The following is a 25,205-nucleotide window of genomic DNA, read 5'->3' as shown; positions in this document are numbered from 1 at the left end:
TACCCATCGATTTAAGAATTTTATAAAGCCTCAAAACAAAAAAATTGGTTCTGGTGCAAAAACTCTAAAGCTCTTGCAAGTAATTGAAGTTAGATTTATACATAAATTGTTTGGAATTGCAGCATAAACTGTCATTGAACAGTCCATGCAGGTTCTATGTCTCTATCAAATGGTTTTTGCAACAGAACCAATAAAAAAGATTTTGATGTTGTTATTGAGAAGTTGTTTAAAAAACGTCAGTCATGTTATTTAACAATCGGGCCATTTAATTGAATAAAGAAGAAGTTTTTTAAAAGTTGATTTAAGGGGTGTTTAGTTGAAATTTATTCGAATTAAAGATATAGCAAAATTTTTTAGCGATTTTACAATACATCCTTTGCAATAAGATTGCATAATGATCTATTGTAAAGGATGCCTATTTCATTACTTACCTAAGGGAGAGTGTAACTTATGCGCAAAAGCTGTGTTCCGACTGGAGTTGAACTAAAAGACACTGGATTTGGATATACGTTGTCCTTAATAGCCGGTAAATATAAAATGATCATTATATATTGGCTATCTGAAAATAACGTTATGCGGCATAATGAGCTGAAGCGAAGTATCGGTACCATTTCATTTAAAACGCTAAGCATCATGTTAAAAGAGCTAGAGGCAGAGGGCCTTATCATACGTAAGGAATTTCCCCAAATACCTCCAAAAGTTGAATATTCATTATCTGACCGTGGTCTTTCTCTCGTTCCTTTGTTAAATATGATGTGTGAGTGGGGAGAGAAGAATCGTTTTCCATCTCTTAAGGATGTACACAAGTAGGTATAGCTATTTTGTTTAAATCAAAAGAAGTATCTCCCCAATAAAAAACTTCTTTTTTGTAGCTTTAATAAAGCTTCCTATTACAGGTTGTCAATAAAATTCAAATATTCCTGAGTGCTTTTTTCCAATTCGCTTGTACCCAGCTCACTTTCTTCTTCTTCGTTTCCACCCGGATCACTTTCTTTGCCGTAAAACGCAAAGAACGAACGATAATCTGCATTGCAATACAGGAATGTCGTTTCAAATGGAACTAATATTTGTTCAAGTGTATACTGATATCTTCCGCTTTCACTATAATCTTCTTCTTTGATTCCTGCAGATACACCTAAAGCAACTCTACGATTCTTTAATTTATCACCTCCATTTGAACCATAAGCCCATCCATAAGTTAAAACATCGTCAAACCATTTTTTAAGGAGAGGTGGACAATTAAACCAATATATAGGGAACTGCAAAACAAGATTACCATGTGATTCAACCAATTTTTGTTCTTTTTCCACGTTTATGTTTCCATCAGGGTAAACCTTAGACAATTCGTGAACAGTATACTTTTCCGGATATTTTTTCAGTTCTTCTACCCATCGCTTATTAATGACGGATGTTTCTATGCTGGGATGTGTTACAATAACAAGAGTATTCAAAGATTTTTCCTCCTTAAGTATTTTTTATGACTTTATTATAAAGAGCACACTACAAATATGTAAGTATGCACTTTTAGTACAGGTACTTACATAAAGGTGAGTGTTAAATCAGTCATAAAAATATTTTTTCTATAAGGGAGAACCAGCGAATCTATTACACGTAAAGTAGAATAGCTGCATTCTCGGGGTCACCGTATGTTGTACGAAAAGGTCGTTTATTTATAAATCAATGTAATGGAATACTATATAATTTTATTTTTTTAAATTCTAAAGGTTTTGCTTTTTATCTTATTCTTCTAACGCTTTAATATAAGTTTTTACTGCATGAAGTAAGAACTCTTCCTGACCCAAGCCAGATTCTGAAGCCATTTGAATTACTTTTTGTTTGAATTTATGATCCGCATGAAAAGTTAACGGCTCTACATTGCTTTTAAAGTATATACCGTCAACATGTGGCAGTATTGAGCCTGTCTTCATATGAGAATGTAAGTATTTAATTTCCTCTTGAAATTGTAATGGCTCTACCTTTAAGACAAAAGGTTTAATTTCAACTTGAATTGTGTCCTGTATAACGTTTAGACGCATATTTGCTACACCAAGGTGTTTATAAAATAAGTTTATTAGATTATAAGTAATTGAATTAAATAGCTGAGGCTTTTTAAAAGTAAAAGATAGATATCCTCGTTTTGTAATTACTGCATGTTTGTCAAAATGTTCAACTGTGTAGTCATGATCTTTGTATTCGGATAAAGAAAAGATTTCTTCATTTTGCGTGATAACTTTCCCATTAGCCCCATTCATTTCTATCACACGAGCTTTTTCCCCTGTATCTTGATGCGTAAGTAATTGATATAAATAAAATTCAGTATCCTGAATCTTGGTGATAAAAGTTTTACGCTCTTTCGTAGTTGTTTTTTCATAATCGAGCTGAAAAATCTCTAAATCTTCTTCATCAATTACATATACTTGCTTTCCTCGCTTTTCCACCATTTTTGCTGGTAGCTTTCCTGATTTAATATAAGTAAATATGGTAGAAGGTGCTACATTTAAAAGTTCTGCTGCTTCTTTTGTACTTAATCCTTTGATTTCTTCTTTATTCATTAATCGTTCGATATCTTCTAAATAAAAGATTTTGCTACCGAACTGTTTCCAATTATCCTTATATACACATTCAATTAAACCATCTTTTTCTTTCTTTAAGATAGTCTGTACGGTAACTCCCATTAAATCTGCTGCTTCTTTTGTAGTTACTGTTGGCTTTGTAATAAACAATAAATCCTGTGTCATGAAAGTAATGCCTCCTTACTTAATTTCCGTAATTCTTAAATTATAGATATATTATAACAGAGTCCGCTATATATATGAAAATAGTTCTTAATATATTAAAAGTATTAATTCATTTATGAAAATTAATGTAATTTTAAATAAATTTCTATATTTAAAGTAAAATAAAACTATTTTTAAACATAAAAATAAATTTTAAATTAACGAATTGGTTTTTAAAAAATAAACAATTAATAATAATTTATAAAAAAATAAATGTATATTTAAATAGAGAAGAATGTAGGATTCTTACAGAAAGAGCATGAAATTTACTTTGTGCAATTGATGTAAGTACAATCAAATTCATAGTATAATTAATAAATAGATATAGACTTACAATTTACAAAAGAAGAGGTGAAGCAGTTTTATGGATTCTAGAAATGGAAAACAATTATTACCTGTTGTAAACAATAAAAAAGAATTTATAGATACATATAGAGAACATATTAAAGATGTTAGCCCTTTTCTGAATAATAACCGTCATATGAATGATGTGGAACGAAAAATGGAGGCCGCAGAAAAAGAGGGAAAGGGAAAATATGATTTTTTAAGTGATCTAGAAGTCATTTACCATTTTGTACATTTACAAAAAGACATGGATGAGAAGAAGAACCGAAAAAAAGATACAAAGAAGAGCTATGTATCTGAAATCCTATCATTTTGCCAATGCATGGTAGAGCATGCAGAAGAATTTGAAATTAACGGGGAAGAGGTACAACAAAACGCTTCTTTATTAAAAACATTGAGACCTTGGCACATTCGAAAATATAATACCTGGTTAAAAGAAGTACAGAATGGTCGTAATGGTGATACTTATGCGATCGCAACATTAGCAAAGAAAACGATATTAATTCGTTCATTTTTAAAACATCTTCATGGGTTTGGTTATATTGAAAAACCACTACATGATGAACTACAGCGTGCAAATGTAAACGAACAAGATCGGCCAAATCGTGATTTATCCTATGAGGAAGTCATGAAGATATTAGGGTTTTATAAAGAGAAAGGGCATTTAGTAAACTATACAATCTTACTGGCGTTAGCTAGTACAGGTGCAAGGATTCAGGAATTGTGTACAACAAGAGTAAAAGATTTACACTATGACGGGAAGTATTGGTTAAAAGTGATTGGAAAAGGGGATAAGGTACGTGAACTTTTCGTTTCGGAACATTTGTATCAGTGTATTTGTGAAATGAGAAGAAGAAGAGGGTTTAAAACAGAATTAGACCAAGGGGATGAAAGCCCATTATTTGTAAACCGAAGAGGTGATTTTTATAAGTCAAAAACGTTATCTAACCAGGTAACAGATATGATTAAAAAAACAAATTTGGATTTCTTAAAATATCGTGAAAATCCAGTCACAGCACATACATTCCGACATGCCTTTGCAATTATGGCAGTAGAACAGGGGAATGCTGATTTGTATCATTTGATGCAGACCTTAGGACATGAAAATATTCAAACCACTAAGATATATTTAGAAAAACATATGAAGCGTAAAAATAATGTTGGGGTTATCTTTGCAGATATGCTTAATGATTAGTATTGTTATGATATTCAAATTAACGTTTTGAGCAAGGAGTTAATATGTAAAAATTACATATTAACTCCAAATATATTAACTTTTATCTAGGAAGATAGCAGGAATTACCCCTTGATTTCAAATAATATAAAACTGCTAAATTGATTTTTTTAGTTCATCTATTTATTGAATTCATTAACTGGAAAAAGTATTCAGGTTTATGAGTCTTATTTAGGTTATACCATGCATGTAATGTATCGGGTGCAAATACATCTAATTTTTTCAGTACTTCCATCGTAAATTCCAGAGGAGCTACCCCTGATGCAGTAACTAAATTCTTACCAGATACCGCAGGTCTCATCTCATAAAATTTTTCTCCTTTATAATTAGGACAGACCATTTTAATATACTCTAAGTCATTGCTTGTATGCTTTCTAGAATCTAAGTATCCCATATTCGCGAGGCCCTCAGTTGCACCACAAATTGCAGCAACAATAGTGCCAAGCTTTAAAGCTTCGCCAATTTTTTTCAAGATGGGTTGATGAATATCTTCTCCCCAAGTATTCCCTCCAGGTAAGATTAAAAGATCTTTACTCTCAAGAGTACATTCATCTAGGGAAATATCTGGTTGTATGCTCAGTCCTCCCATCGTAGTAATAATTTCCTTATTAGCTCCTACTGTAAATACCTTTAACGGAGCTAAATCTTTTTTAAAATATCTTCCCGAGTTTAATTCAGCAATTAAATACCCATATTCCCAGTCTGACATTGTATTAAATACATAAAGATAAACATTTTTTGTTTGCATCTAATAACACTCCAATCACTATTGATATAGCCTATTATAGTATAACTCCCCTTACAGATAATGTCAGGGGAGTTATCATACTTGATAAAAATTTATCGTTTTCCGACAGAACTTCAATAAGTCTTTTCTTCGCAAGATAGGCTCATTATTTGGCGCAGCAGACGTAAATGTATCAAAAGAATCTATAATTTGAGTACTATCGAAAAGTTCTACAGCGTCTATAAGATATTCTCTGTTCGTGCTATTTTGATTGCTTCCTCGCGATTATTGACGCCGAGCTTGGAGTAAAGGTTCGAGCAGTAATTGCGTATCGTTCCCTCCGATAAAAACAGCTTAGAGGCAATTGATTTGTAGCGAAGCCCGTTCGACAGATGCTCCAGAATTTCCATCTCGCGTTTTGTAAGTCCGTACGGGTAGCTTTCCTTACTTGATTGAATCTTTTCTAGTTGCTCACGTTGACGCTTCATCTCTTCGAAGACTCGCGTAGCGACCGATTGATCGATCCAGGTTCCTCCGTTATAAATAAGTTTCAGAGCTTCCATCATCTCTCGTGGATGAATTGACTTCAGTAAGTAGCCTTCCGCTCCGTGTTCCAATGCAGTTGCTGCTTGCAAGGAATCCTCAAACGTTGTCATGAGCACAATCTTAATATCAGGCCATCGCTGTTTCACCTCAAGTAAAGCCTCAAGTCCGTCCATTACCGGCATACGAATATCCATTAATACGATATCAGGATGGAATTGCTCACAATGTTCTAATGCTTCGCGCCCATCCTTCGCCTTACCAACGATGGTAAAATCAGTATGCTGATTTAAAACTTGCTCTAAACTGTCGGTAATAAGTGCCTGATCATCAACGATCAACAGGCGGATCGTGTCATGTACAAGTTCTGTCTGCAATGGAATATTACATATGACAAATGTTCCTTGCTCAGCTCCAGAATGAACCGACAATGTGCCGTGATATTGTTCAAGCCGTTCCTTCATCCCATTGAAACCAAATCCGAATTGAATTTCTTTCATTCCGACGCCGTTATCTTCAATCTGTAACCGAAGCTGTTTCTTATCGAAATGCAGTTGAACGGCTATCGCACTCGCCTTGCCGTGCCGAACCGCGTTTGTTAGGGATTCTTGAAGGCAACGATATAGGCAAAAGTTTATTTTTTGCATGACTAGAGTCTCATTGCCAATCACACGGAATGTAACCGTTGTACCTGTCGACTTCATAAATTCTTCGGTTAATTGTCTTAACGATTCACTTAACGAATGATTTAATGAATTATGAGAGAGCTGATGAAGATGCTTTCGGATATCATCCAGACTGTTTTGGGCAATACCGACAAGAGAATCAATTCTCTCAAACTGCGAATCTGGCACTGACGTTCTCAGTGATTCGACCCCTACAATGAGAGAGGTAAGAGTATGGCCAATTGTGTCATGCAGCTCATGTGACAGCCGGTTGCGTTCTTCTATCAGCGTAAGCTCCTCAATCCGCTTAATATGTTGCTCCAGCAACAGCTTCTGCTCTTGTATAATTTGGGCTTGCTTATGGTACTGAATTAATATATTAAATGCCATCCCAATGACAAAACCAAGGCTGCAGCTAAAGATAGACTCATATGGGAGATGATTAGCGATCCAGCTGTTCAATGCTGGGAATACGATTCCACAGAGGATACCTGTCCACACATAGCTTTTTTGAATGTTTGCTAAACCAATAATCATTACGAGTAAAATGAAAGACCAAAGCAATCCCGGCGCTACGTAGGCTAAATAAAGATAATATAGGCCTGATGCCGTGACATCGACTGCAAGATACCAGTCTTCTTTCTTATATCGGACGATTAATGGAACAAAGTAAACGACGATTGCAAGAGAAATTACAATCCAAATTGACGTATTGATTAATGATGGATGTATAAAATCAGCACTTATAATAACGAACAGCCAAAACGTTCGTACGGATACAAATATCCAATCATACCAAAACCACTTTTTCATTACTGAGAACATAGATTATGCACACCTACTCGTATTTTTTTGGAATTAACTTTCTAATGATCCAGATTTATCATGCGGTATATCTTCCAATTCGTCAATAGATAGTGGAAGGACGGTCAGAGACTGGCTGTAAAGTATGTCATATAAGATAGGTGACAGTTTATCATACGGTTTTTGTGACAGATTTACGCACGCTGTCATGAAACATTTGGTCGCTTCGTCACTATGCTATTTAACAATTTCGAAGTTAAGGTGAGGGAGTGAGGAAACAGAAAATTTCAAAATAATAGGAGAGATGTGTTATGAAATCATTCATCATTAAAAAAGGAACTGCACTTGCCTTAACAGCGACTATACTGGCTGGGACACTAGTATTACCTACTAATGGAAATGTAAACGCAATGTATAAAAAGACGCCCCCCCAACAGGCTGTTGATAAGGCTGCTAATACTAAAAATATTCCAGGTGTTATTGTTGCCGTGAAAAATGGAGATGTAAACTGGTCATATGCTTCTGGTGAGGCAAACATCGAGAGAAATCATAAGGTGGATGCTGATTCTGCTTTCAGAATTGGAAGTACAACGAAGACGTTTGTGGCTACAGTTGCATTACAGCTTGTTGGAGAGAAGAAGCTAAGTCTCGATGATACGGTAGAGAAATGGATGCCGGGGCTCGTAAAGGGTAAAGGCTATGATGGCAACAAAATTACAATTCGCCAATTGTTAAATCATACGAGCGGAATTCCAGACTTCTTGACTCCAGAGTTTAAGACTAAATTACTTGAAAATCCAAGTGAAAATTATACACCCGAACAGTTAATTGCTCGCGCTTTGGAGCTAGAGCCAGTAACAGGCTGGGCATACTCGAGCACAAATACGGTTATTGTAGGGCTTATTATCCAGAAGGTTACTGGGGAGACATATGCCGAACAAATTAAGAAACGAATTATTGAGCCACTCGCACTTAAAGAAACGTTCCTTCCCGGAAGCTCGATGGATATTCCGAAAAAAAATGCTCGTGGCTACTTGAATACAGGAGATAAATTAGTAGACATTACTGTGCTTAACCCATCGTTTGCTAACGCTGGCGGTGAAATGATTTCGACAGGAGAAGACTTGACGACGTTTTTCCGTGCCTTATTAGGTGGAAAGTTGTTGACACCGGAGATGCAGAAGGAAATGATGACTAGTACAGTTGATTCTCCGTTAGGAAAGTATGGGCTTGGCATACACGCAACAAAATTGCCGGACGGTACCGAAGTATGGGGGCATGGCGGTGGTATTCCTGGATTTACTAACTTTGCAGGAGGAACGGAAGATGGTCAACATGTTATCTCGATAAATATCAATGTACTAGGAGCGGAAAAACATATCAATAATATTTTAGCCTCAGAATTTGCAGCAAAATCAAAAAAGGAACTCACGGACAAGGAAAAGAAAAGTAAACATCGAGAAGAAGTCAAGTACGTAATGGATCAGGTGGTAACTAATAAAAAAATTCCAAGTGTCATAGCAGGTGGATTAAAGGACGGAAAGCGTTGGTCTTACGCTACAGGGACAGCGAGTTATGAGGTACCGCGCCCGGTAGAGCCAAACTTTTCATTCCGTATCGGGAGTATAACGAAAACGTTCACTGCTTCCGTTATATTGCAGTTGGCCGAGGAGAAACAATTAAACCTTGATGATTCGGTTGAAAAATGGTTACCAGGAATCGTACAGGGTAATGGGTATGACGGTAACAAAATTACGATTCGTCAGTTATTGAATCATACGAGCGGGATTGCATCCTATACAGATTTGGATATGCGAGATATTACCTTGCCTCAAAATCCATACCGTTACTATACTGCTGATGAACTTATCAGCCTGGGACTTGCCAAGCCACCTGTATTTTCACCAGGGGAGGGTTGGAACTATTCAAACACCAATACTGTGCTAGCTGGTCAAATTATTCAAAAGGCAACAGGAGATACGTATACAGAGCAAATCAGAAAACGTTTCATCGAACCACTTGGGCTAAAGGAGACATTCGTAATGGAAGCAAATCCTCATATACCAGGTGAGCATGCTACAGGATATAATATGGACAGATCGGGTCATTTGTATGATTTGACAGAAATAAATCAATCATGGGCAAATGCAGCGGGAAATATGGTTTCATCTGTCAAAGATTTAACTACCTTCTTTAGTGCGCTGTTGGGCGGAAAGCTTCTAAATCAAGAGATGATGGACCAGATGCTCACAACAGTAGATTCACCTATTGGTAAAGTCGGACTAGGAATTTATGAAGAAAAGACACTGGATGGGCAATCATATTGGGGGCACGCCGGTGGTACATTCGGGTTTGAATCGAGAGTTGGTGGCTCTCTAGGAGGGGAGCATATTTTAGTAACTTCCATCAATGCAGTCGGTCCGGAAGTCATCGAGGGTCGGAATAAAATTTTCAATAAGGAGTTTAGCCGTTAAGTTTAAAGCTGATATTGAGCCAAGGAGACTTCTTCCTCAAGGAACGTGAAGGACGTAACCAGTGAGTAGGTGAGAGATGAATTGGCTTCGGACAAGGGATGGCATTAAGCCATCTCGATTGTCCGACATATGTAAAATGTTGTTGGAAAATTTGTCAGCCAACAAATCGTCTATAGAATAAAGCACATCATAATACTATTTGATCTATTTCTATTTACAGAAGATATCTTCTTTCACATTTTTATAAAAAAATATGGTGAATTACTTATTTTTTGTACTCATGTATCTTTTGATGAGGATAAGAAGAGAAAACCAAAACAATTCTAATTTTTGCATTCATCTGATTGAAAGATGAATGCTTTATTTCGTACATAATTAAAAAAATAAAAATTTTTGTCACAAAACTTGTTTTTCTGGTTTCTATATAATACAGGCATCAAATGAGAGTGAGGTTTTATTACTATGCTAACGATAAAAAAGAAAGAAAAGCCTGTCTCGGATGTGACATTTGAAGATTTGTTTAAACAATATTACGCTTCCGCTGTGAAACAGATTATATGGATTGTCAAAAATCAAACCATTGCTGAAGAATTAGCACAAGAAGTATTCTTGCAATTATATCGAAACGATTGGAAAAAAATCGAAAACATACCTGGATGGCTTATAAAATCCTCTACTTATGTAGCGTATAACTATCTTCGATCTGAAAAACGACATCAGGCAAGAATTGATAAAAACATACAATATCATGAAGGACACCCTATTTCATCATTAGAAGATGATCGGATAAGAAAAGAAGAAATTTCAAAAGTACAAAAGGTACTTAGTAACATGAATGAACGAGATCGAACCATTTTGTTCATGAAATTTTCTGGTTTTCAATATAAAGAAATTGCTGACGTGCTTCAAATTGACATATCTTCTATTGGAACAATATTGGTCCGAGCCAAACAAAAATTTCGTAAAATCTATCAACAAGTAGAGGAGGCATAACAAATGAATTGTTATGATAAGGGATTTTTTCAAGCGTATATGGATGGGGAGCTTTCTCATAATACAAGAAAAGAATTTACAAAACATCTAGATACATGTGAAGTATGCCAAGATACATTACTAGAAATTAGTAAATTAAACCAATGGGAACATGTAATGTTAGAGGAAGAAACTATAAACTCATCACAAGACATCAACATTGATATTGATCAAGCGTGGAAAACATTTGAAAGTCGCTCAAAATTAGAAAATGTTTCTTCTATAAATCAAAAAACTGAACAGAAGAAGGGATTGTTTACAAATATGAATAAAAAATCAAAACGCTTTATGTATGCAGCGGTAGCTGTAGCAGGACTTTTTACAACAGCTATGATTCCGCAAGTACGAGTAGCAGCTACAAATGTTGCTTCCTATTTTTCAAATGAAATTTCAAATGATAAGGTCGTAAATGAAGGAAGTACAGATGAAAATGGCGTGACACAAGACAGAATGAAAGATGGTCAATTCATTCCGATGGATGAGAAAATCACAGATCAAGGTATTACGATACATTTTAAAGAATTATATATTGCAGATTCACGTATATCTGTTCATTATAGAATTGAGAAAGCGGATGGAAGTTTAGTACCGTATGAATTTGATACAACGGGGTTAAACCTTAAAAGTGAAGGCAAGAAAAATGGACAACAAGAAGAGAATCCAGAGTATTATGAGAAAGATGGAAGCTTCTCACAATTACCATTTGTTCAAGGGGAAAATGGCTTACCACTCAAGCTAAAAGCAGCTGGGCAAGAATTAGAGCATGTAGGTATTCGTGATAAAGATCGACCAGAAAGTGTCCTTACATTTGTAGAAGGTCCTGAAGGGGAAAATTCCTTCAAGCAACCACTTACATTAGATGTAAATATAAATAAAATTGGAAAGGTAGCTGGATCTTGGAAGGGGCAAATTCAAATTGACCCTTCCAAGTTGAAAAAGTAAAACAAATTGAAATGAGAAAAAGAATAGAACGATATGTATTTAATACTAAGCTTATATTCTTTCTGGTGTTACTTACATGTATTTCATACTTGCTTTTCACTCTATCTCTTTTAATTAAATAATCACAAAAACATCCCAATAGAGTGCACTCTATTGGGATGCTTCTATAAGTCTGGCATAATGGTGTTTCAGAGTGTCCCATGGTTCCTTCTTTAAATGCAAAGTTATGCTTCGAATCGTTTCCGTTTCCATAAAAATCTTATAAAGTTGAATTTCTTGTTATATTTTAGCTTGATGCTGATGAGATACCATCATCCAATTTTGTTATGATTCAATTTAGGATGAATATCTACTGTCGTTTGATAGGCAGTGCATAATAGTTAAAAGCTAAATCCAGCAAGGCACTTGCTTCTTGACGCAGTAACAAATCCTTCGGACGGAAGATAAAGGATCCGTCAGCATTGATGGAAGTATCAGGGTCTAGAATTCCTTGGGAGGCAAGTGCTTGAATAGATTGGACTGCCCAGTCATCCGCCGCATCAAGCAATTTAACTTTATTAGCTTGATCAGGTTGAATCTGCTTTAAGTTTTGAATCATGGTTGCTGCGATCTGTCGGGTAATTGGAGCTGTACGGTCAAATCCAGGAATACCTATTATAAATTTCTCTTTAGCCTCTTTGGATTCATCTGGAAAACTACTCCACCCATGTGCACGTAACAAGGAATCAGCAAATTCTCCTTGTGTCATAGTACCCATCGGATCGAATAAATTACCTTTTTTAGCATCCATGATGTTTAAAGCATAAAGATTATCGATATGGCTTCTATAGTTACTCATTTGCGGGACATCCGCTAAGGACGGTTTGTTGTTAATTTTTTGTGCATCAGCCATAAAATCTAGGCTTTTAGGAGAGCTATAGTGAAAATATGTGATTTCTCCAGCTGCATTTTTTTTGAAAGCAACTTTGTTGCCTTCCGAATCTTCAAATAACAACGGATGAATCATTTTGAGAACTTGTTTTCCGGATAATCCCCCTTCCATGACCAAATTCCCATCTTCATAGGTAAAGTGGGTGCGAATTGCAGCGAAACGCGTGTTTTGGAATAAGCCCAGGTATTTATGAGCTTCCTTTTCCTCTAATGGGAGATAACTTGTTTTTGCCGCATTCTTCTTAGCAGGGAAATAGTGATCCATGAGAGCTTCATATATGTCTATACTCATAGTTGAATCATTATTGTAAGACATGAAGAATGCTGTTTTTTGTTCAGGCACTAAAATCATCAGTGATTGATGTCCAGGCATACTTCCCCCTTTTATTACAACGTGTTGACCGTTAGCAAATTTATTGAAAGGCGTTTCAAATCCAATTGTCGCAACAGGAATCGTTTTATCATCAAAAACTTGATAGGCATGCATCATATCCATGCTTTTTTTACTTATAATTTCTTTGTCTTTAAATTTTCCTTTCTGTAGTTGCATAATCATGTATTTTGACATGTCTTCCGCAGTAGATAAAATGCCTCCTTGTGGTGCATCCATTAGACCGTGCCCACTTGTTGGGATTGGATCGCCGGTGGGACCATAAGGTGTAGCCATTCTTTCAAGAAGATCAGACGTAAAGCTCATACTTGTAGATTTCATATCTAATGGTTTAAAAATATTCTTTTCCATATATTTTGAGAAAGGGGTGTTAGTAACATTCTCTACTGCTAACCCTGCGAGCGCAAATGAGACGTTGTCATACGTATAAACTTCCCCTGGTGGTCGTACCACCGTTGGCATATGTTTAGAGAAAAATTCCTTCATTGGTATACTATTATGAACGTATTTAGGTCCAGTTATCGTTGGGAGATCGGGAAAATTTACCCCGCTGGTATAAGTGAGCATATCAAACAAGGTAAGAGGTTTTCCTGTTTGATTAGGTATTTTTAATCCACCAAGATATTTTTGTACGTCTTGATCTAGTTTAAGCTTTCCTTTATCGACTTGTTGCATCACAGCCAAAGCAGTAAAAGTTTTCGAGACTGAAGCGATTTGAAAGACCGTGTCCTTAGTGACGGGGATTTTCTTTTCCTTATCGGCATATCCATACCCTTTATTGACAACGACCTTTCCATCATGAACGACGACAAAACTAGAACCATTCACATTATGCTTCTTCATTTCTTCTTCAAATAACGGATCAGCAAAAGATTCTATTTCTTTTTTATTATTGGGTCCTTTCGTCATTTGGATATTAGTCGTGGATGCCGATGGTTTTGATTTTTCTGCTTCTAATGATTGTTGGGAACATGCAGAAATCATGGTTGAAGAAGAAAGAAGAATTGTAACGATCCCCAGTTTGTTAATTGCTTGTTTCATTTTTGTACGCTCCTTTATTTGGTTGGAATTTTTTTGTTAGCGCAACGAGTTAGCGGCTCGTTAGCGTATGAACAGAGTGTAGCAAGCGGCGAGTCATAGTCGATAGTGAACTTCTGTCATATTTATAAAGAACAACAAAAATTGAGTGGATAAGGCTGTATTGATAGTTATGTCATAAATATCATGACATTTTGACACTACCGTATGTGACAGAAAAATACTTAGAATCAAGGAGCAGTTTTTAACGCATTAACAATAAATGAGGAGGGGAGATTTTCATTGTGTATGTTAAAAATATAAAGAGGTGTGAAAGGAGAAACAGATATGACATATTTATGAAAAACAAACCAGTAACAAGAGTGTTTCAAAGAAAAGAAGTAATTTCTAGGATTAACATACATGTGGAAAAAGAGGAATTTACCGTTTATTAGGATACAATGGCGTTTGTGAAAAAATAATTAGTAAGATAATTACAAATTCAATAGTGAACTTTTGGTAGAAATGATAGCTGTGTGGTTAGTATGAAACAGCTGTCAACCATCTACACAATATGAATAGAGGAGAGGGATGACCTTATGAAAACAAGTAGGCAAATTACATGTGCAAGTTTAACCCTTTTAATAGCTGGAAGTTCCCTGCTATATACAACACCAACCTCAATTGTAAAAGCAGAGCCCAATCAAAGTGTATCTAGTTCGTTACATACAAGTACCCAACGAGATCGTACTTCTGTTCAGCAAGCAATGCGGGATACACTAGAACTTGGATATCCTGGGATACTTGCTAAAATTTACAAGGGTGGAAAAACATGGAGTTATGCCACTGGGATAGCGGATCTGAGAACCAAGAAACCGATGAAAACAGATTTTCGCTTTCGAATTGGCAGTGTGACGAAGACATTCATTGCAACAGTGCTACTTCAATTAGCTGGAGAGAAACGCTTGAATCTAGACGACTCCATCGAAAAGTGGCTTCCTGGTGTCATTCAAGGAAACGGATATGATAGTAAACAGATTACTATCCGGCAGATATTGAATCATACAAGTGGTATCGCTGACTACATAAAGTCAAAAGACTTTGATATTATAGATACAAAAAAATCGTATACAGCTGAAGAATTAGTTAAGATGGGGATTTCTCTTCCCCCAGACTTTGCTCCTGGAAAGGGCTGGTCTTATTCAAACACAGGATACGTATTACTGGGTATTCTTATTGAAAAAGTAACTGGAAACAGCTATGCGGAAGAGGTTGAAAATCGGATTATTGAACCGCTTGAATTGTCGAATACATTTCTACCTGGCAATTCAAGCGTGATTCCAGGCACCAAGCATGCCCGTGGATATGAAGAATATGACGGAGCAAGTGAGCTAAAAGACGTTACTTATTCTTACCCAGGTAGCTCGGATGGAGATATGATTTCTACTGCTGACGACTTAAACAAATTCTTCTCTTACTTACTCAGTGGCAAATTACTGAAGGAACAGCAACTAAAACAAATGCTTACTACAGTTCCTACAGGAATAGAAGGAATGGATGGATATGGTCTTGGAATCTATGAAATTAAGCTTCCAAATCACGTTTCTATATGGGGGCATGCAGGCGGTGTTCCAGGGTTTTCTACTCTTGCTGGAGGCACACTTGGAGGTAAGCATACATTGGCCATCAATTTAAATAGCCATAAAAATAATGGTTCTAATCCTTTTAAAAATATTTTACTTGCTGAATTTAGCAAGTAGGCAAAAAGGAAAACTGGATAAATTTTGTCATAGTTTTTATAGTTAAAAATAAACCTTTCTGGTTCAAAAAAACTTATTCTAAAAAATAATTTTGGGGGATTTTGGAATTACGGAGGCAAGCCAATGTTATTAAGCTAATAAAACAAAATACTCCCTAAAATAAAAAAAATACGCTATTCTTTCTGTAGAATCATAGAAAAGGATGGCGTATTTTTAAACTTGGGGTTAAAAAAATTCTTAAGTTGATGGACATGGGGTCACCATAGATGCCCATCAACTTAAGAGTATCAATTACCCCCTGATTGTAAAAAAACGTTACTCTTTCTAAACAAACTAGATCATTAGAAAGGATGACGTTTTTGTATGAATCTATCGATTCAGGATGAGTTTCATTTGTTCGCTGAAGAACTACAGTAATATCTATCTCCACATATTCTTCAACAGCTTGCACAAGAGACAGGTTTTGTAAAACGTAAAAGCAAGTATGGCGCATGAGATTTGGTTGCTTTATGTATCTGGATTAGTCAACACGTAGCAAGCGATTCTCTTACTCAATTATGTAGTCAACTTTATGCAAGTACAGCTACAATCATGAGTTCAGAAGGTCTTAATCAACGTTTTAACCGATGCTCTGTTTTATTTCTGCAGCGTGTATTTTCTCTTTTAATCAAAAGTAAACTAAATGATTCGTCTTAATAACCACCCCAAACGATAAAAAGCAACTTAATTGCTACAAAAAAAAGCAAATTTTCTGTTTTTTATTTCTAAATTTTATAAATATTTACACAATTATAAAAATAACATACATTTTAGTTGTACCAAAAAAATCTTAACAAAAGGGGATGTTTGTATGTTCAAGAAATTAATTGTAGGAGCGTTAGCAACTGGTTTTGTATTAACTGGAGGACTGGGAACGATATCAGCAAGTGCAGAAAAAGATTATACGATTAAATCGTTCGACTATGTAACTGTGGATGGAAAGAATGTGGATTCTCTGGCAAAATTGAATAACAAATCCAACGAAGACGTAAAAATAACTATGGTTCTACCTAAACAAAATACAAATGGAGATTGGTTGGCTTATGGTTTTACGAGTAGAGAAAGCTTAGAGGCTTTTATCAAAAAAGATAAACAAAGATTTCAAAGCCCAGTAACGACCCTGGGTAGTGGTGCTGGTAGTACCGATTTCTATGAGCATAAAAATAAAGGTGGACAGTATATTTATTGGAGCAGTGGTTTTAAAAACTTGCCTTCTAGCTGGAATGACAGAATTTCTTCTGTAAGTACAGCTTCACCTTCTGCAAGTTATTCGACGACACTGTGGCAACATACTTCAACTCAAGGATATGGCAAAGGGGTCTTATTTAGACACTCTGATTGGTATGGTAAAACTGCTAATTTGGCTGCGGATTGGAATGATATAACTTCAGCAATTGAAATCAAAAAGTAACGGAGAACTTCAATTGATTAGGTGAAGAAGTTTTAAAATCACTATTCTTTCATGGATTTAGAAAAATGGGAGAATAGTGATTTTTTTATGTAGAGAAACAGAGTGATTATTCCTGAATATTCACGAAAATATAAAAGTAACATGCATTTTAGTTGTACAAAAAAATTTTAGTACAAAGGAGATGTTTGTATGTTCAAGAAGTTAGTTGTAGGAGCGTTAACGACTGGCTTTGTATTAACTGGAGGAATAGGAACGGTATCAGCAAGTACAGAAAAAGATTATACGATTAAATCGTTCGACTATGTAACTGTGGATGGAAAGAGTTTGGATTCTCGTGACAAATTAAATAACAAATCCAACGAAGACGTAAAAGTAACTATGGTTCTACCTAAACAAAATACAAATGGAGATTGGTTGGCTTATGGTTTTACGAGTAGAGAAAGCTTGGATGCTTTTATTGCAAAAGATAAACAAAGACGAAAAAATGAAATAAAGCCCCTAGGTAGTGGAGGTAGCGGACCTGGTAGTACCGATTTCTATGAGCATAAAAATAAAGGTGGACAGTATTTTTCTTGGAGTTATGGGTTTAAAAACTTACCTTCTAGCTGGAATGACAGACTTTCTTCTGTAAGTACAGCTTCACCTTCTGCAAGTTATTCAACGACACTGTGGGAACATACTTCAACTCAAGGATATGGCAAAGGAGTCGTATTTAGACACTCTGATTGGTATGGTATAACAGCAAATTTGGCTGACGATACAACTTCAGCAATTGAAATCAAATAATAGTGGTACAGACTAATCTCTATCCAGTTAGGTTAAATTTGTATCCACATAAACAAAAAACGCTATTCTTTTTGTAGAAATATACAGAAAGGATGGCGTTTTTTGTATGAATCTATCGATTCAAGATGAGTTTAATTTATCCGCTTAAGAACTACAGTGATATCTATCACTGTAAGTTTGAATTGAAGTTTGATTGGAATTATTGTATGTACTATGGAATGACATTGAACTACCCCCACTTAACAACCTTGCGGTCTGTTTGAAGAGGGATATTCCTGCGAACACCGATGTATCCACCAGTTATCTTAGCAGGCTCTGCCCGTAGTTCCTACGGTGAGAACATAAGTACCTTGTACGTTGACTCACCACGCATCCTACTATTATTTTAAAGTTTTTGCGCCTGAATGACTTTTTAAATATTTTAAAAACTTTCTATAAAAACCTGTACTTTCTGGTAAGATTCTGTACTTTTAATTATAAATTAAAGATACGTTTCTATTAGTTTGGGTTTGAAAGCGCTTCAAGGGATGGTTTTGAATTTTTTAATTGGCCTATATTCTTGTATTTACAGGCTATTTATATAGATTAGTAGTGAGAAAGGGGATATATCCATGTTCTTAAGAAAATTAGCAAAAAATCACTTAATCACTATTGATTACTATCAGAGTGGATTTTTACAAACATGTAAGGGGCGAGTTTGCAACCTTGATTTACACCAACAAACACTGCTTTTAATAAATGAACAGCAAAAGATCTTCTCTATATGTTTATCTGATATTAAGGAAATCTATTAATGATTTTCTTTATCTATAGAGGAAAATAGAATTAAAGATTCCTGAGATTCAGTAAAATTGGCAATATATTTTTATGTAAACAAAGTATTTAGATGAAGGTTTTGTAGCAAAAATTTGCAGACAAGTGAGGGGCAGTAGACCTACTAATATTATGTGTTGATTTAGAAAGGAATACCAGGGCAGACAAGTGCTTTTCTAAGAAGCGTTAATTATAAACTAAAGAGACTTTATTATAGAACAAATATGAAAGTTTTTATAATCGATTTTTATTTTTTGATAATTCAGTTTATAATCTCGTGCAAATAATAAAAAGAGACAAAAAGGATTTATATAAGTTCAATTTAAAAATCCAGTATACGGAACAAGTATGATGGTGCAGCCACATTTCTGGATAAAAACTATTTTTTTGCGGGAGGAGCTAGAGCATCCAAGTGTACAAGCATCAGATCCTTCAAGATGTCAGCTGTACAGTTACATATTATGAATATTCGTATAAATGAGGAAATACCATTTTCATAGAAAATTTTTGTCTTTGTTGCATGTGTATATGAAACGAGGTTAGTTATGTCAGAAAATAAAGGTGATTTTATATAGATTAGGGGATATGAAATTTTGATATGAGGTGATTATATGGAACAATTGTTAGTGGATTTAGTCGGATCAACGAATGATTTTTTATGGTCTAAATTGCTAATTATTATGCTTGTTTTTTGCGGAATTTATTTCACATTTAAATCGAAATTTGTACAGTTTCGAATGCTAAAAGAAATGGTCCGTGTGTTAATGGAAGGGAAGAATAGTTCTAAAGACCAAATTTCTCCGTTTCAAGCGTTCTGTATTGGTATGGCCGCACGCGTTGGAACAGGAAATATCACAGGAATTGCGATTGCAATTGCACTAGGCGGTCCTGGAGCGGTATTTTGGATGTGGATTATTTCTATTATTAGCTCAGCATCCAGCTTTGTTGAAAGTACATTAGCACAAATATATAAAGTAAAAGATAAAGATGGTTTCCGCGGCGGTCCATCCTATTATATGGAAAAAGGGTTAAACAAACGTTGGATGGGAGTATTATTCTCTATTTTAATTACGCTTACTTTCGGCCTTGTGTTCAATTCTGTACAATCAAATACCGTTACAATTGCTTTTGAGAACTCATTCGGTACAGATCGTTTAACTGTAGGGATTATCATGGCACTTGCTTTCGCTGCAATTATCTTTGGCGGTGTACAGCGTATTGCAAAAATGGCTGAATACAAGGTAATGTTTTTAGCAGTCTTATACATTGGAGTTGCATTATTTGTTGTAGTTACGAACATAACAAAAATGCCGGAAGTTCTTTCTCTTATTGTTCAAAACGCATTTGGCTTTAAACAAATAGCAGGCGGTTCAATCGGCGCAGCACTCATGCATGGAGTGAAACGTGGTTTATTCTCAAATGAAGCTGGTATGGGAAGTGCTCCAAACGTTGCTGCAACGGCAACAACAAGCCATCCAGTGAAACAAGGACTTATTCAAGCATTTGGTGTATTAACGGATACACTGATTGTTTGTACAAGCACAGCATTTATTATTTTACTTTCTGATGCATACAAACAACCGGAGTTAAATGGTATTGCCCTTACACAAGCAGCATTAAGTGAACACATCGGCCCTTGGGCATCGGGCTGTCTTGCTATCTTTGTTTTCCTATTTGGATTCGGTGCGCTAATTGGTAACTATTATTATGGAGAAACAAATATTCGATTCTTACACACAAATAAAGTATGGTTAATGGTATACCGAATAAGTGTGTTAGCTATGATTGTATTCGGTTCGGTTGCAAAAATCCAGCTGGTATGGGATTTAGCGGATTTATTTATGGGCTTTATGGTTATTATAAATTTAATTGCTATTACCTTACTTTCAAAAGTAGCCTTTGCTGCGTTACAAGATTACATGAAACAGAAAAAAGCTGGTAAAGACCCTATTTTTTATAAAGAAAGCATTAAAGGGCTTGAAAACATTGAATGTTGGGAGCATTATCAGGACACTTCAAAAAAGAAAAGTATGTAACAAGAAAGATATTCAGACTGTAATATGTCTGAATATTTTTCTTGGTTCTAGTGCAAATATTATTGATTATAATAAAGAAAAAATAATTCTATACACAGTTAATAGTACGGAGGAATATGGTTAAATGATAAAGGAGTCTAGCGTTCAAGTTGAGAGTCAAGAAAAAGCTTACTTAGATCAATGGGTAGCTCATTATCGATCCTATGCTGCTAAGGGACAAAGCGCCAGTTATATTCCCGCTTTGGGAAAGATAAATTTATCGCAATTAGGTATTTGTATAGTAGGGCCAGATGGAACAATGATAAAGTCAGGGGATTGGGAGGTACCTTTCACCTTACAAAGTATATCAAAAGTAATCGGCTTTATAGCCGCTTGTTTAAGCCGCGGTATTTCTTACGTATTAGAGCGGGTTGATGTAGAGCCAACTGGAGATGCCTTCAATTCGATCATTCGTTTAGAGATGCATAAACCAGGAAAGCCTTTTAATCCTATGATTAATGCTGGAGCGATTACGGTAGCTTCGCTTCTGCCAGGAATATCGTCGCAAGAAAAATTAGAATCTCTATACGTATTAATCGAAAAAATGATAGAGAAACGTCCCGCCATTAATGAAAAAGTGTTTCAATCAGAATGGCAAACAGCTCATCGCAATAGAGCTTTAGCATACTATTTAAAGGAGAATGGTTTTTTAGAATCAGATGTGGAGGAGGCACTAGAGGTTTACTTAAAACAATGTTCGATAGAAATAAATACAGAGGATATTGCCTTAATAGGGCTTATACTAGCACATGATGGATATCATCCTATTCGTAAAGAACAAGTTCTCCCTAAAGAGGTCGCTAGATTAACAAAAGCCCTAATGCTTACTTGTGGAATGTACAATGCTTCTGGCAAATTTGCTGCTTTCATTGGGTTGCCAGCTAAAAGTGGGGTGTCCGGAGGAATTATGGCACTTGTCCCCTCAAAATCCAGGAGGGACCTACCGTTTCAAGATGGATGTGGTATTGGCATTTATGGACCAGCCATTGATGAATATGGGAATAGTTTACCAGGGGTTATGTTATTAGAACATATTGCACAAGAATGGGATTTAAGTATATTCTAAAAAGGATGATAGATGTTTTTGTGTCAGAGCGAATACAAAAATGTTCAGACAGTATAATGTGTCTGAACATTTTTGGGTTATAAAGTATCTTCCTAAAGTAGAAGAATGTAAAGAATACTCACAATGTTTAATGCTTTCGTTTATATCTTATTTATCGTTTTTTGTAAAAAATAGAGTAAGTGTTGTATTAATGTTAAGAGATTTGTATACTGACTGTTAGGCGAAAGTGAGAAGTGATTATTTTGAATCTTAGTAATTTAGTAAAAAAAGACATCTATATTCTGGTTTTGATGGTATTTACAGTACCCTTAGTAGGTGAAATAAAGTCTTTTCCCTTAAATGAGACATTTCGAATGAGCTTTGGTGCACCAACATTTTTCTTTTTTTTGTTATTATTTCGGCGAATGCCAGCATTCTTGCCAGGTTTTTTAACAGCAATAGTGGTTGTAGCATTTCGTATCTTAATAGACGTTATCACAAAGGAAAATATGGATTCGATAGCTGCTTTCCATATTCACTATCCTAGTTTTTTCTTTTATTTTACTTATTCTTGTCTCTTTTACTTAGCGAAAGTCGAACGCTTTCATCATCAACCATTGATGATTGGGTTTATCGGCTGCATCATTGAAATATTATCAGACTGTGTGGAATTAATGATTCAATATTTCGTATTAAAAACAACTATCACACCAGAGGCAATAAATGAGATAATCGTTATCGCATTTTCCCATAGTTTTATAGTTCTAAGCTTTTTCAATATGATGAAACTGTATGAAGCGCAGTCAAGGGAGAGACACATAAAAAAACAAAATGAACGCATGCTTATGCTCATCTCTAGTTTATATGAAGACGCTGTTCATTTAAAAAAAACGTTGCAAGATGCTGAAAATATAACAAAAAAATCCTATGATTTATATAAAACTTTAGATTCTTTAGAGCATAGACAGATGAGCTTTCAAGTTGCAGATTTACGGCAGCAGGCATTGAAAATTGCTGGTGAAGTCCATGACGTTAAAAAGGATAATCAACGTATTTTTGCTGGACTTTCAAAGCTAATTTCTGATGAAAGCTTTACAGATTATATGTCCATAAATGAACTGGTAAACATTATCGTACGAGCAAATGAGAAATACGCTCTGTTGCTAGAGAAAGATATTCAATTTGTGTACAAGATTGATGGCGTGCATCCTCACTATCATATTTACACAATCTTATCAATTATAAATAATATCGTTGCAAACGCTGTAGAAGCTATCCAAGATATGGGAACCATCACAATTGACATTAATAAAGACCATCATTCCGTTGAATTTCGAATAGGCGATAACGGTCCCGGTATTTCTTCAAAGTATAAAGAGTCAATTTTTGAACCTGGGTTTACTTCTAAATATGATGATGTAGGTAACCCATCGACAGGTATCGGACTATCGTATGTAAAAGAAATGGTCGAACAACTTGAAGGTGATGTTACGCTTGAGGACAGAACCGAAGGAAAAGGATCGATTTTTATAATCAGATTAAGGATTGATCATATAATTTCGAAAGGGTGATTCTATGTATTTTTATATAGTAGATGATGAGAAAGCGGTTCGCTCAATGTTAGCTCAAATTATAGAGGATGAGGATCTTGGACAGGTTGTAGGAGAAGCTGAGGATGGCTCATTGTTAGATCAAAAAATGCTAATCTTCAAAAATATAGACATTTTATTTATCGATTTGTTAATGCCGATTCAAGATGGAATAAAAACAATTCGTCAAATAAAACCATCGTTTAAAGGGAAAATCATCATGGTTTCTCAAGTAGAATCAAAAGAATTAATTGCTGAAGCGTATTCGCTTGGCGTTGAATACTATATTATTAAGCCCATTAACCGGATTGAAGTATTAACAGTCGTTCAGAAAGTCATCGAACGAATCCGATTGGAAAAATCGATAAAAAACATTCAAAAATCGCTCAATATGGTACTAAAATTGGATAGTGATCAAAGTACGCAGGAAAAATACCGTAATGAAAAACATATAAGTACTTTCAATCATTTTCAAAATTCCATTCACTTTCTTCTATCTGAATTAGGGATAGCTAGTGAAAGCGGAAGTAAAGATTTAATGGACATGCTGGATTATTTATATAAATATGAACAAGATAAAACGTTGGAACAAGGATTTCCCTCACTAAAAGAGATTTTTGTGAATTTAGCTCAAAAAAGACTTGGAGAATCAGCTGAAGAAGCCGAATTAAAAAGGTCGATTGAAGCCTCAAAACAACGGATTCGGAGAGCAATTTATCAATCATTAAACCATTTAGCATCCCTTGGACTTACTGATTTTTTAAACCCGAAGTTCGAAAATTACGCTTCTAGGTTTTTTGATTTTACAACCGTAAGGAGAAAGATGACAGAATTGAATAATGAGCCAACACTCCCTACTCGCATCGATACGAAAAAATTTATTCAAGTTCTTTATTTTGAAGCAAAACGGATACATTTGGAATTACAATGACGAACACTTTCTAATTTTTACTCTCAAATGATGGGTTTATTTTTATTTGTTCTTCTATCATTGTATTAAGAAAGAAAAGACCAGATTTAGAAAGGAAATTTAAGACGCCTTTTGTCCCTGTAATTCCGTTGATTGGGATTTGTTTTTCATTATATCTTATCATCAGTCTTCCAGAAGTTACTTGGATTCGTTTTATAATCTGGATGCTTATTGGACTTGTTATATATATTATTTTGAAAAACAAAAGTAATTTGGCTGAAAATATAAATAAATAGTTAGTTAAATTAAAGTAAAAAAGATGCTAGAGATAGCATCTTTTTTACTTTAATAGGTATTATTACATCCTTTTATGTTTATTTATATGCAAGCATATAAATAAACATAAAAGGAAACAATATCTAGAAAATTGAAATTAGGAACAAAAAGTCTCAATGGTAACAAGAGTTTAGTACGGAATGAAATTAATGTTCACCGTTCTATTTTTGGGAATCTTTATAAAAAAAGACCAGATTTGATAAAATCTTGTTCCTAGGAGGGTGCATTTATAAGGTGATGAAAATGTGGAATATGATTGTTTCCTATCTTCCAGATTGGAAAATTTTTGTACAAGCTTTTATCGTATTTTTAATTCCATATATTATCTCAAGATTTTTTCATTGGGTCAATATATCAGAGAAAGAGTGGTAAGAATGAGTTGGTGGAAATCAAAGGATAACCAGGTGCAAAAAAATACCATTCAAGGAAATGCTAAACAACAAACTAAGCCTTCTCGAAACTCAGCGGTTCATTTTACGGGTGACTTCACATCAGACTTAGAACTCATAAGACAAGAAATCGGTCATAATTCTGATGTTCACTTTCGGGAGTTTAAGATT

19 protein-coding genes and 2 pseudogenes are annotated in these 25,205 nt (G+C 35.1%); 16 read left to right on the top strand and 5 right to left on the bottom strand.

The window, feature by feature from the left end; genetic code table 11:
- Positions 1-450: 450 nt before the first annotated feature.
- Positions 451-810, top strand: coding sequence for a winged helix-turn-helix transcriptional regulator (locus tag AC1M36_RS26705; protein WP_336454322.1), 360 nt, complete (start codon positions 451-453; stop codon positions 808-810).
- A gap of 80 nt (positions 811-890) precedes the next feature.
- Here AC1M36_RS26705 and AC1M36_RS26700 read toward each other — a convergent pair whose 3' ends face one another.
- Together AC1M36_RS26700 and AC1M36_RS26695 are read right to left on the bottom strand one after the other, a co-directional pair.
- Positions 891-1,451: an NAD(P)H-dependent oxidoreductase gene (locus tag AC1M36_RS26700; RefSeq protein ID WP_336454323.1), complete on the bottom strand. Its 561-nt coding sequence runs from the start codon at positions 1,449-1,451 to the stop codon at positions 891-893.
- Between the two features lie 288 nt (positions 1,452-1,739).
- Positions 1,740-2,738, bottom strand: a complete 999-nt coding sequence (locus AC1M36_RS26695; RefSeq protein WP_336454324.1) for a helix-turn-helix domain-containing protein — start codon at positions 2,736-2,738, stop codon at positions 1,740-1,742.
- 403 nt (positions 2,739-3,141) lie between these two features.
- Between AC1M36_RS26695 and AC1M36_RS26690 the strand changes: the two genes are divergently transcribed.
- Positions 3,142-4,317 (top strand): tyrosine-type recombinase/integrase, encoded by a 1,176-nt coding sequence (locus tag AC1M36_RS26690; RefSeq protein WP_336454325.1) that lies wholly within the window; start codon positions 3,142-3,144, stop codon positions 4,315-4,317.
- A 154-nt stretch (positions 4,318-4,471) separates the two neighbouring features.
- On the opposite strand, the gene AC1M36_RS26685 is transcribed toward AC1M36_RS26690, so the two are convergent.
- Both AC1M36_RS26685 and AC1M36_RS26680 read right to left on the bottom strand, forming a co-directional pair.
- Complete coding sequence (locus AC1M36_RS26685; protein ID WP_479846422.1) at positions 4,472-5,104, bottom strand: type 1 glutamine amidotransferase family protein; 633 nt, start codon at positions 5,102-5,104, stop codon at positions 4,472-4,474.
- Between the two features lie 218 nt (positions 5,105-5,322).
- On the bottom strand, positions 5,323-7,116 hold the full coding sequence (locus AC1M36_RS26680; protein WP_479846421.1) for a hybrid sensor histidine kinase/response regulator transcription factor: 1,794 nt from the start codon (positions 7,114-7,116) through the stop codon (positions 5,323-5,325).
- A gap of 290 nt (positions 7,117-7,406) precedes the next feature.
- Here AC1M36_RS26680 and AC1M36_RS26675 point away from each other — a divergent pair, with 290 nt between their 5' ends.
- From AC1M36_RS26675 to AC1M36_RS26665, 3 genes are all read left to right on the top strand, one after another.
- Positions 7,407-9,569, top strand: coding sequence for a serine hydrolase domain-containing protein (locus tag AC1M36_RS26675; protein WP_479846420.1), 2,163 nt, complete (start codon positions 7,407-7,409; stop codon positions 9,567-9,569).
- Between the two features lie 462 nt (positions 9,570-10,031).
- A complete protein-coding gene (locus AC1M36_RS26670) occupies positions 10,032-10,562 on the top strand; it encodes an RNA polymerase sigma factor SigX (protein WP_336454329.1) in 531 nt (176 codons plus the stop codon).
- Positions 10,563-10,565: 3 nt separating this feature from the next.
- Positions 10,566-11,543 carry a DUF4179 domain-containing protein gene (locus AC1M36_RS26665; RefSeq protein WP_479846419.1) on the top strand — a complete coding sequence of 326 codons (978 nt, stop codon included), beginning with the start codon at positions 10,566-10,568 and terminating at the stop codon, positions 11,541-11,543.
- Positions 11,544-11,892: 349 nt separating this feature from the next.
- On the opposite strand, the gene AC1M36_RS26660 is transcribed toward AC1M36_RS26665, so the two are convergent.
- On the bottom strand, positions 11,893-13,905 hold the full coding sequence (locus AC1M36_RS26660; protein ID WP_479846418.1) for a serine hydrolase domain-containing protein: 2,013 nt from the start codon (positions 13,903-13,905) through the stop codon (positions 11,893-11,895).
- Between the two features lie 575 nt (positions 13,906-14,480).
- Here AC1M36_RS26660 and AC1M36_RS26655 point away from each other — a divergent pair.
- The 11 genes and pseudogenes from AC1M36_RS26655 to AC1M36_RS26605 all read left to right on the top strand — a co-directional run.
- On the top strand, positions 14,481-15,641 hold the full coding sequence (locus tag AC1M36_RS26655; RefSeq protein ID WP_479846417.1) for a serine hydrolase domain-containing protein: 1,161 nt from the start codon (positions 14,481-14,483) through the stop codon (positions 15,639-15,641).
- Positions 15,642-16,004: 363 nt separating this feature from the next.
- Positions 16,005-16,322: pseudogene (locus AC1M36_RS26650) on the top strand (IS4 family transposase); the annotation flags it as partial.
- A 169-nt stretch (positions 16,323-16,491) separates the two neighbouring features.
- Complete coding sequence (locus AC1M36_RS26645; protein ID WP_336454333.1) at positions 16,492-17,091, top strand: hypothetical protein; 600 nt, start codon at positions 16,492-16,494, stop codon at positions 17,089-17,091.
- Positions 17,092-17,280: 189 nt separating this feature from the next.
- Positions 17,281-17,877 carry a hypothetical protein gene (locus AC1M36_RS26640; RefSeq protein WP_336454334.1) on the top strand — a complete coding sequence of 199 codons (597 nt, stop codon included), beginning with the start codon at positions 17,281-17,283 and terminating at the stop codon, positions 17,875-17,877.
- A gap of 611 nt (positions 17,878-18,488) precedes the next feature.
- The gene (locus AC1M36_RS26635; RefSeq protein ID WP_017149846.1) at positions 18,489-18,671 is read left to right on the top strand and encodes a YolD-like family protein; all 183 of its coding nucleotides are present in this window, start codon (positions 18,489-18,491) and stop codon (positions 18,669-18,671) included.
- A 630-nt stretch (positions 18,672-19,301) separates the two neighbouring features.
- Positions 19,302-20,726, top strand: coding sequence for an alanine/glycine:cation symporter family protein (locus AC1M36_RS26630; protein ID WP_336454570.1), 1,425 nt, complete (start codon positions 19,302-19,304; stop codon positions 20,724-20,726).
- A 124-nt stretch (positions 20,727-20,850) separates the two neighbouring features.
- Entirely contained in the window at positions 20,851-21,831 is a 981-nt protein-coding gene (locus AC1M36_RS26625) for a glutaminase (protein ID WP_336454569.1), read from the top strand.
- A gap of 233 nt (positions 21,832-22,064) precedes the next feature.
- Entirely contained in the window at positions 22,065-23,381 is a 1,317-nt protein-coding gene (locus AC1M36_RS26620; protein WP_336454568.1) for a sensor histidine kinase, read from the top strand.
- 4 nt (positions 23,382-23,385) lie between these two features.
- Positions 23,386-24,330: a response regulator gene (locus AC1M36_RS26615; RefSeq protein WP_336454567.1), complete on the top strand. Its 945-nt coding sequence runs from the start codon at positions 23,386-23,388 to the stop codon at positions 24,328-24,330.
- A 38-nt stretch (positions 24,331-24,368) separates the two neighbouring features.
- Complete coding sequence (locus AC1M36_RS26610) at positions 24,369-24,605, top strand: amino acid permease C-terminal domain-containing protein (RefSeq protein WP_479846428.1); 237 nt, start codon at positions 24,369-24,371, stop codon at positions 24,603-24,605.
- A gap of 381 nt (positions 24,606-24,986) precedes the next feature.
- A pseudogene (locus AC1M36_RS26605) lies at positions 24,987-25,205 on the top strand (spore germination protein); the annotation flags it as partial.

This window comes from Bacillus sp. Medicinal_06 (assembly GCF_056711665.1).
This window is presented reverse-complemented; position numbering and strand designations above follow the sequence as displayed.

Bases quoted from the DNA above. Each gene is read 5' to 3' on its own strand.
- AC1M36_RS26630 (WP_336454570.1), top strand. From the start codon at position 19,302: ATGGAACAATTGTTAGTGGATTTAGTCGGATCAACGAATGATTTTTTA.
- AC1M36_RS26635 (WP_017149846.1), top strand. From the start codon at position 18,489: ATGTTCTTAAGAAAATTAGCAAAAAATCACTTAATCACTATTGATTAC.
- AC1M36_RS26685 (WP_479846422.1), bottom strand. From the start codon at position 5,104: ATGCAAACAAAAAATGTTTATCTTTATGTATTTAATACAATGTCAGAC.
- AC1M36_RS26690 (WP_336454325.1), top strand. From the start codon at position 3,142: ATGGATTCTAGAAATGGAAAACAATTATTACCTGTTGTAAACAATAAA.
- AC1M36_RS26670 (WP_336454329.1), top strand. From the start codon at position 10,032: ATGCTAACGATAAAAAAGAAAGAAAAGCCTGTCTCGGATGTGACATTT.
- AC1M36_RS26675 (WP_479846420.1), top strand. From the start codon at position 7,407: ATGAAATCATTCATCATTAAAAAAGGAACTGCACTTGCCTTAACAGCG.
- AC1M36_RS26705 (WP_336454322.1), top strand. From the start codon at position 451: ATGCGCAAAAGCTGTGTTCCGACTGGAGTTGAACTAAAAGACACTGGA.
- AC1M36_RS26625 (WP_336454569.1), top strand. From the start codon at position 20,851: ATGATAAAGGAGTCTAGCGTTCAAGTTGAGAGTCAAGAAAAAGCTTAC.
- AC1M36_RS26680 (WP_479846421.1), bottom strand. From the start codon at position 7,116: ATGTTCTCAGTAATGAAAAAGTGGTTTTGGTATGATTGGATATTTGTA.
- AC1M36_RS26655 (WP_479846417.1), top strand. From the start codon at position 14,481: ATGAAAACAAGTAGGCAAATTACATGTGCAAGTTTAACCCTTTTAATA.
- AC1M36_RS26695 (WP_336454324.1), bottom strand. From the start codon at position 2,738: ATGACACAGGATTTATTGTTTATTACAAAGCCAACAGTAACTACAAAA.
- AC1M36_RS26665 (WP_479846419.1), top strand. From the start codon at position 10,566: ATGAATTGTTATGATAAGGGATTTTTTCAAGCGTATATGGATGGGGAG.
- AC1M36_RS26640 (WP_336454334.1), top strand. From the start codon at position 17,281: ATGTTCAAGAAGTTAGTTGTAGGAGCGTTAACGACTGGCTTTGTATTA.
- AC1M36_RS26645 (WP_336454333.1), top strand. From the start codon at position 16,492: ATGTTCAAGAAATTAATTGTAGGAGCGTTAGCAACTGGTTTTGTATTA.
- AC1M36_RS26660 (WP_479846418.1), bottom strand. From the start codon at position 13,905: ATGAAACAAGCAATTAACAAACTGGGGATCGTTACAATTCTTCTTTCT.
- AC1M36_RS26615 (WP_336454567.1), top strand. From the start codon at position 23,386: ATGTATTTTTATATAGTAGATGATGAGAAAGCGGTTCGCTCAATGTTA.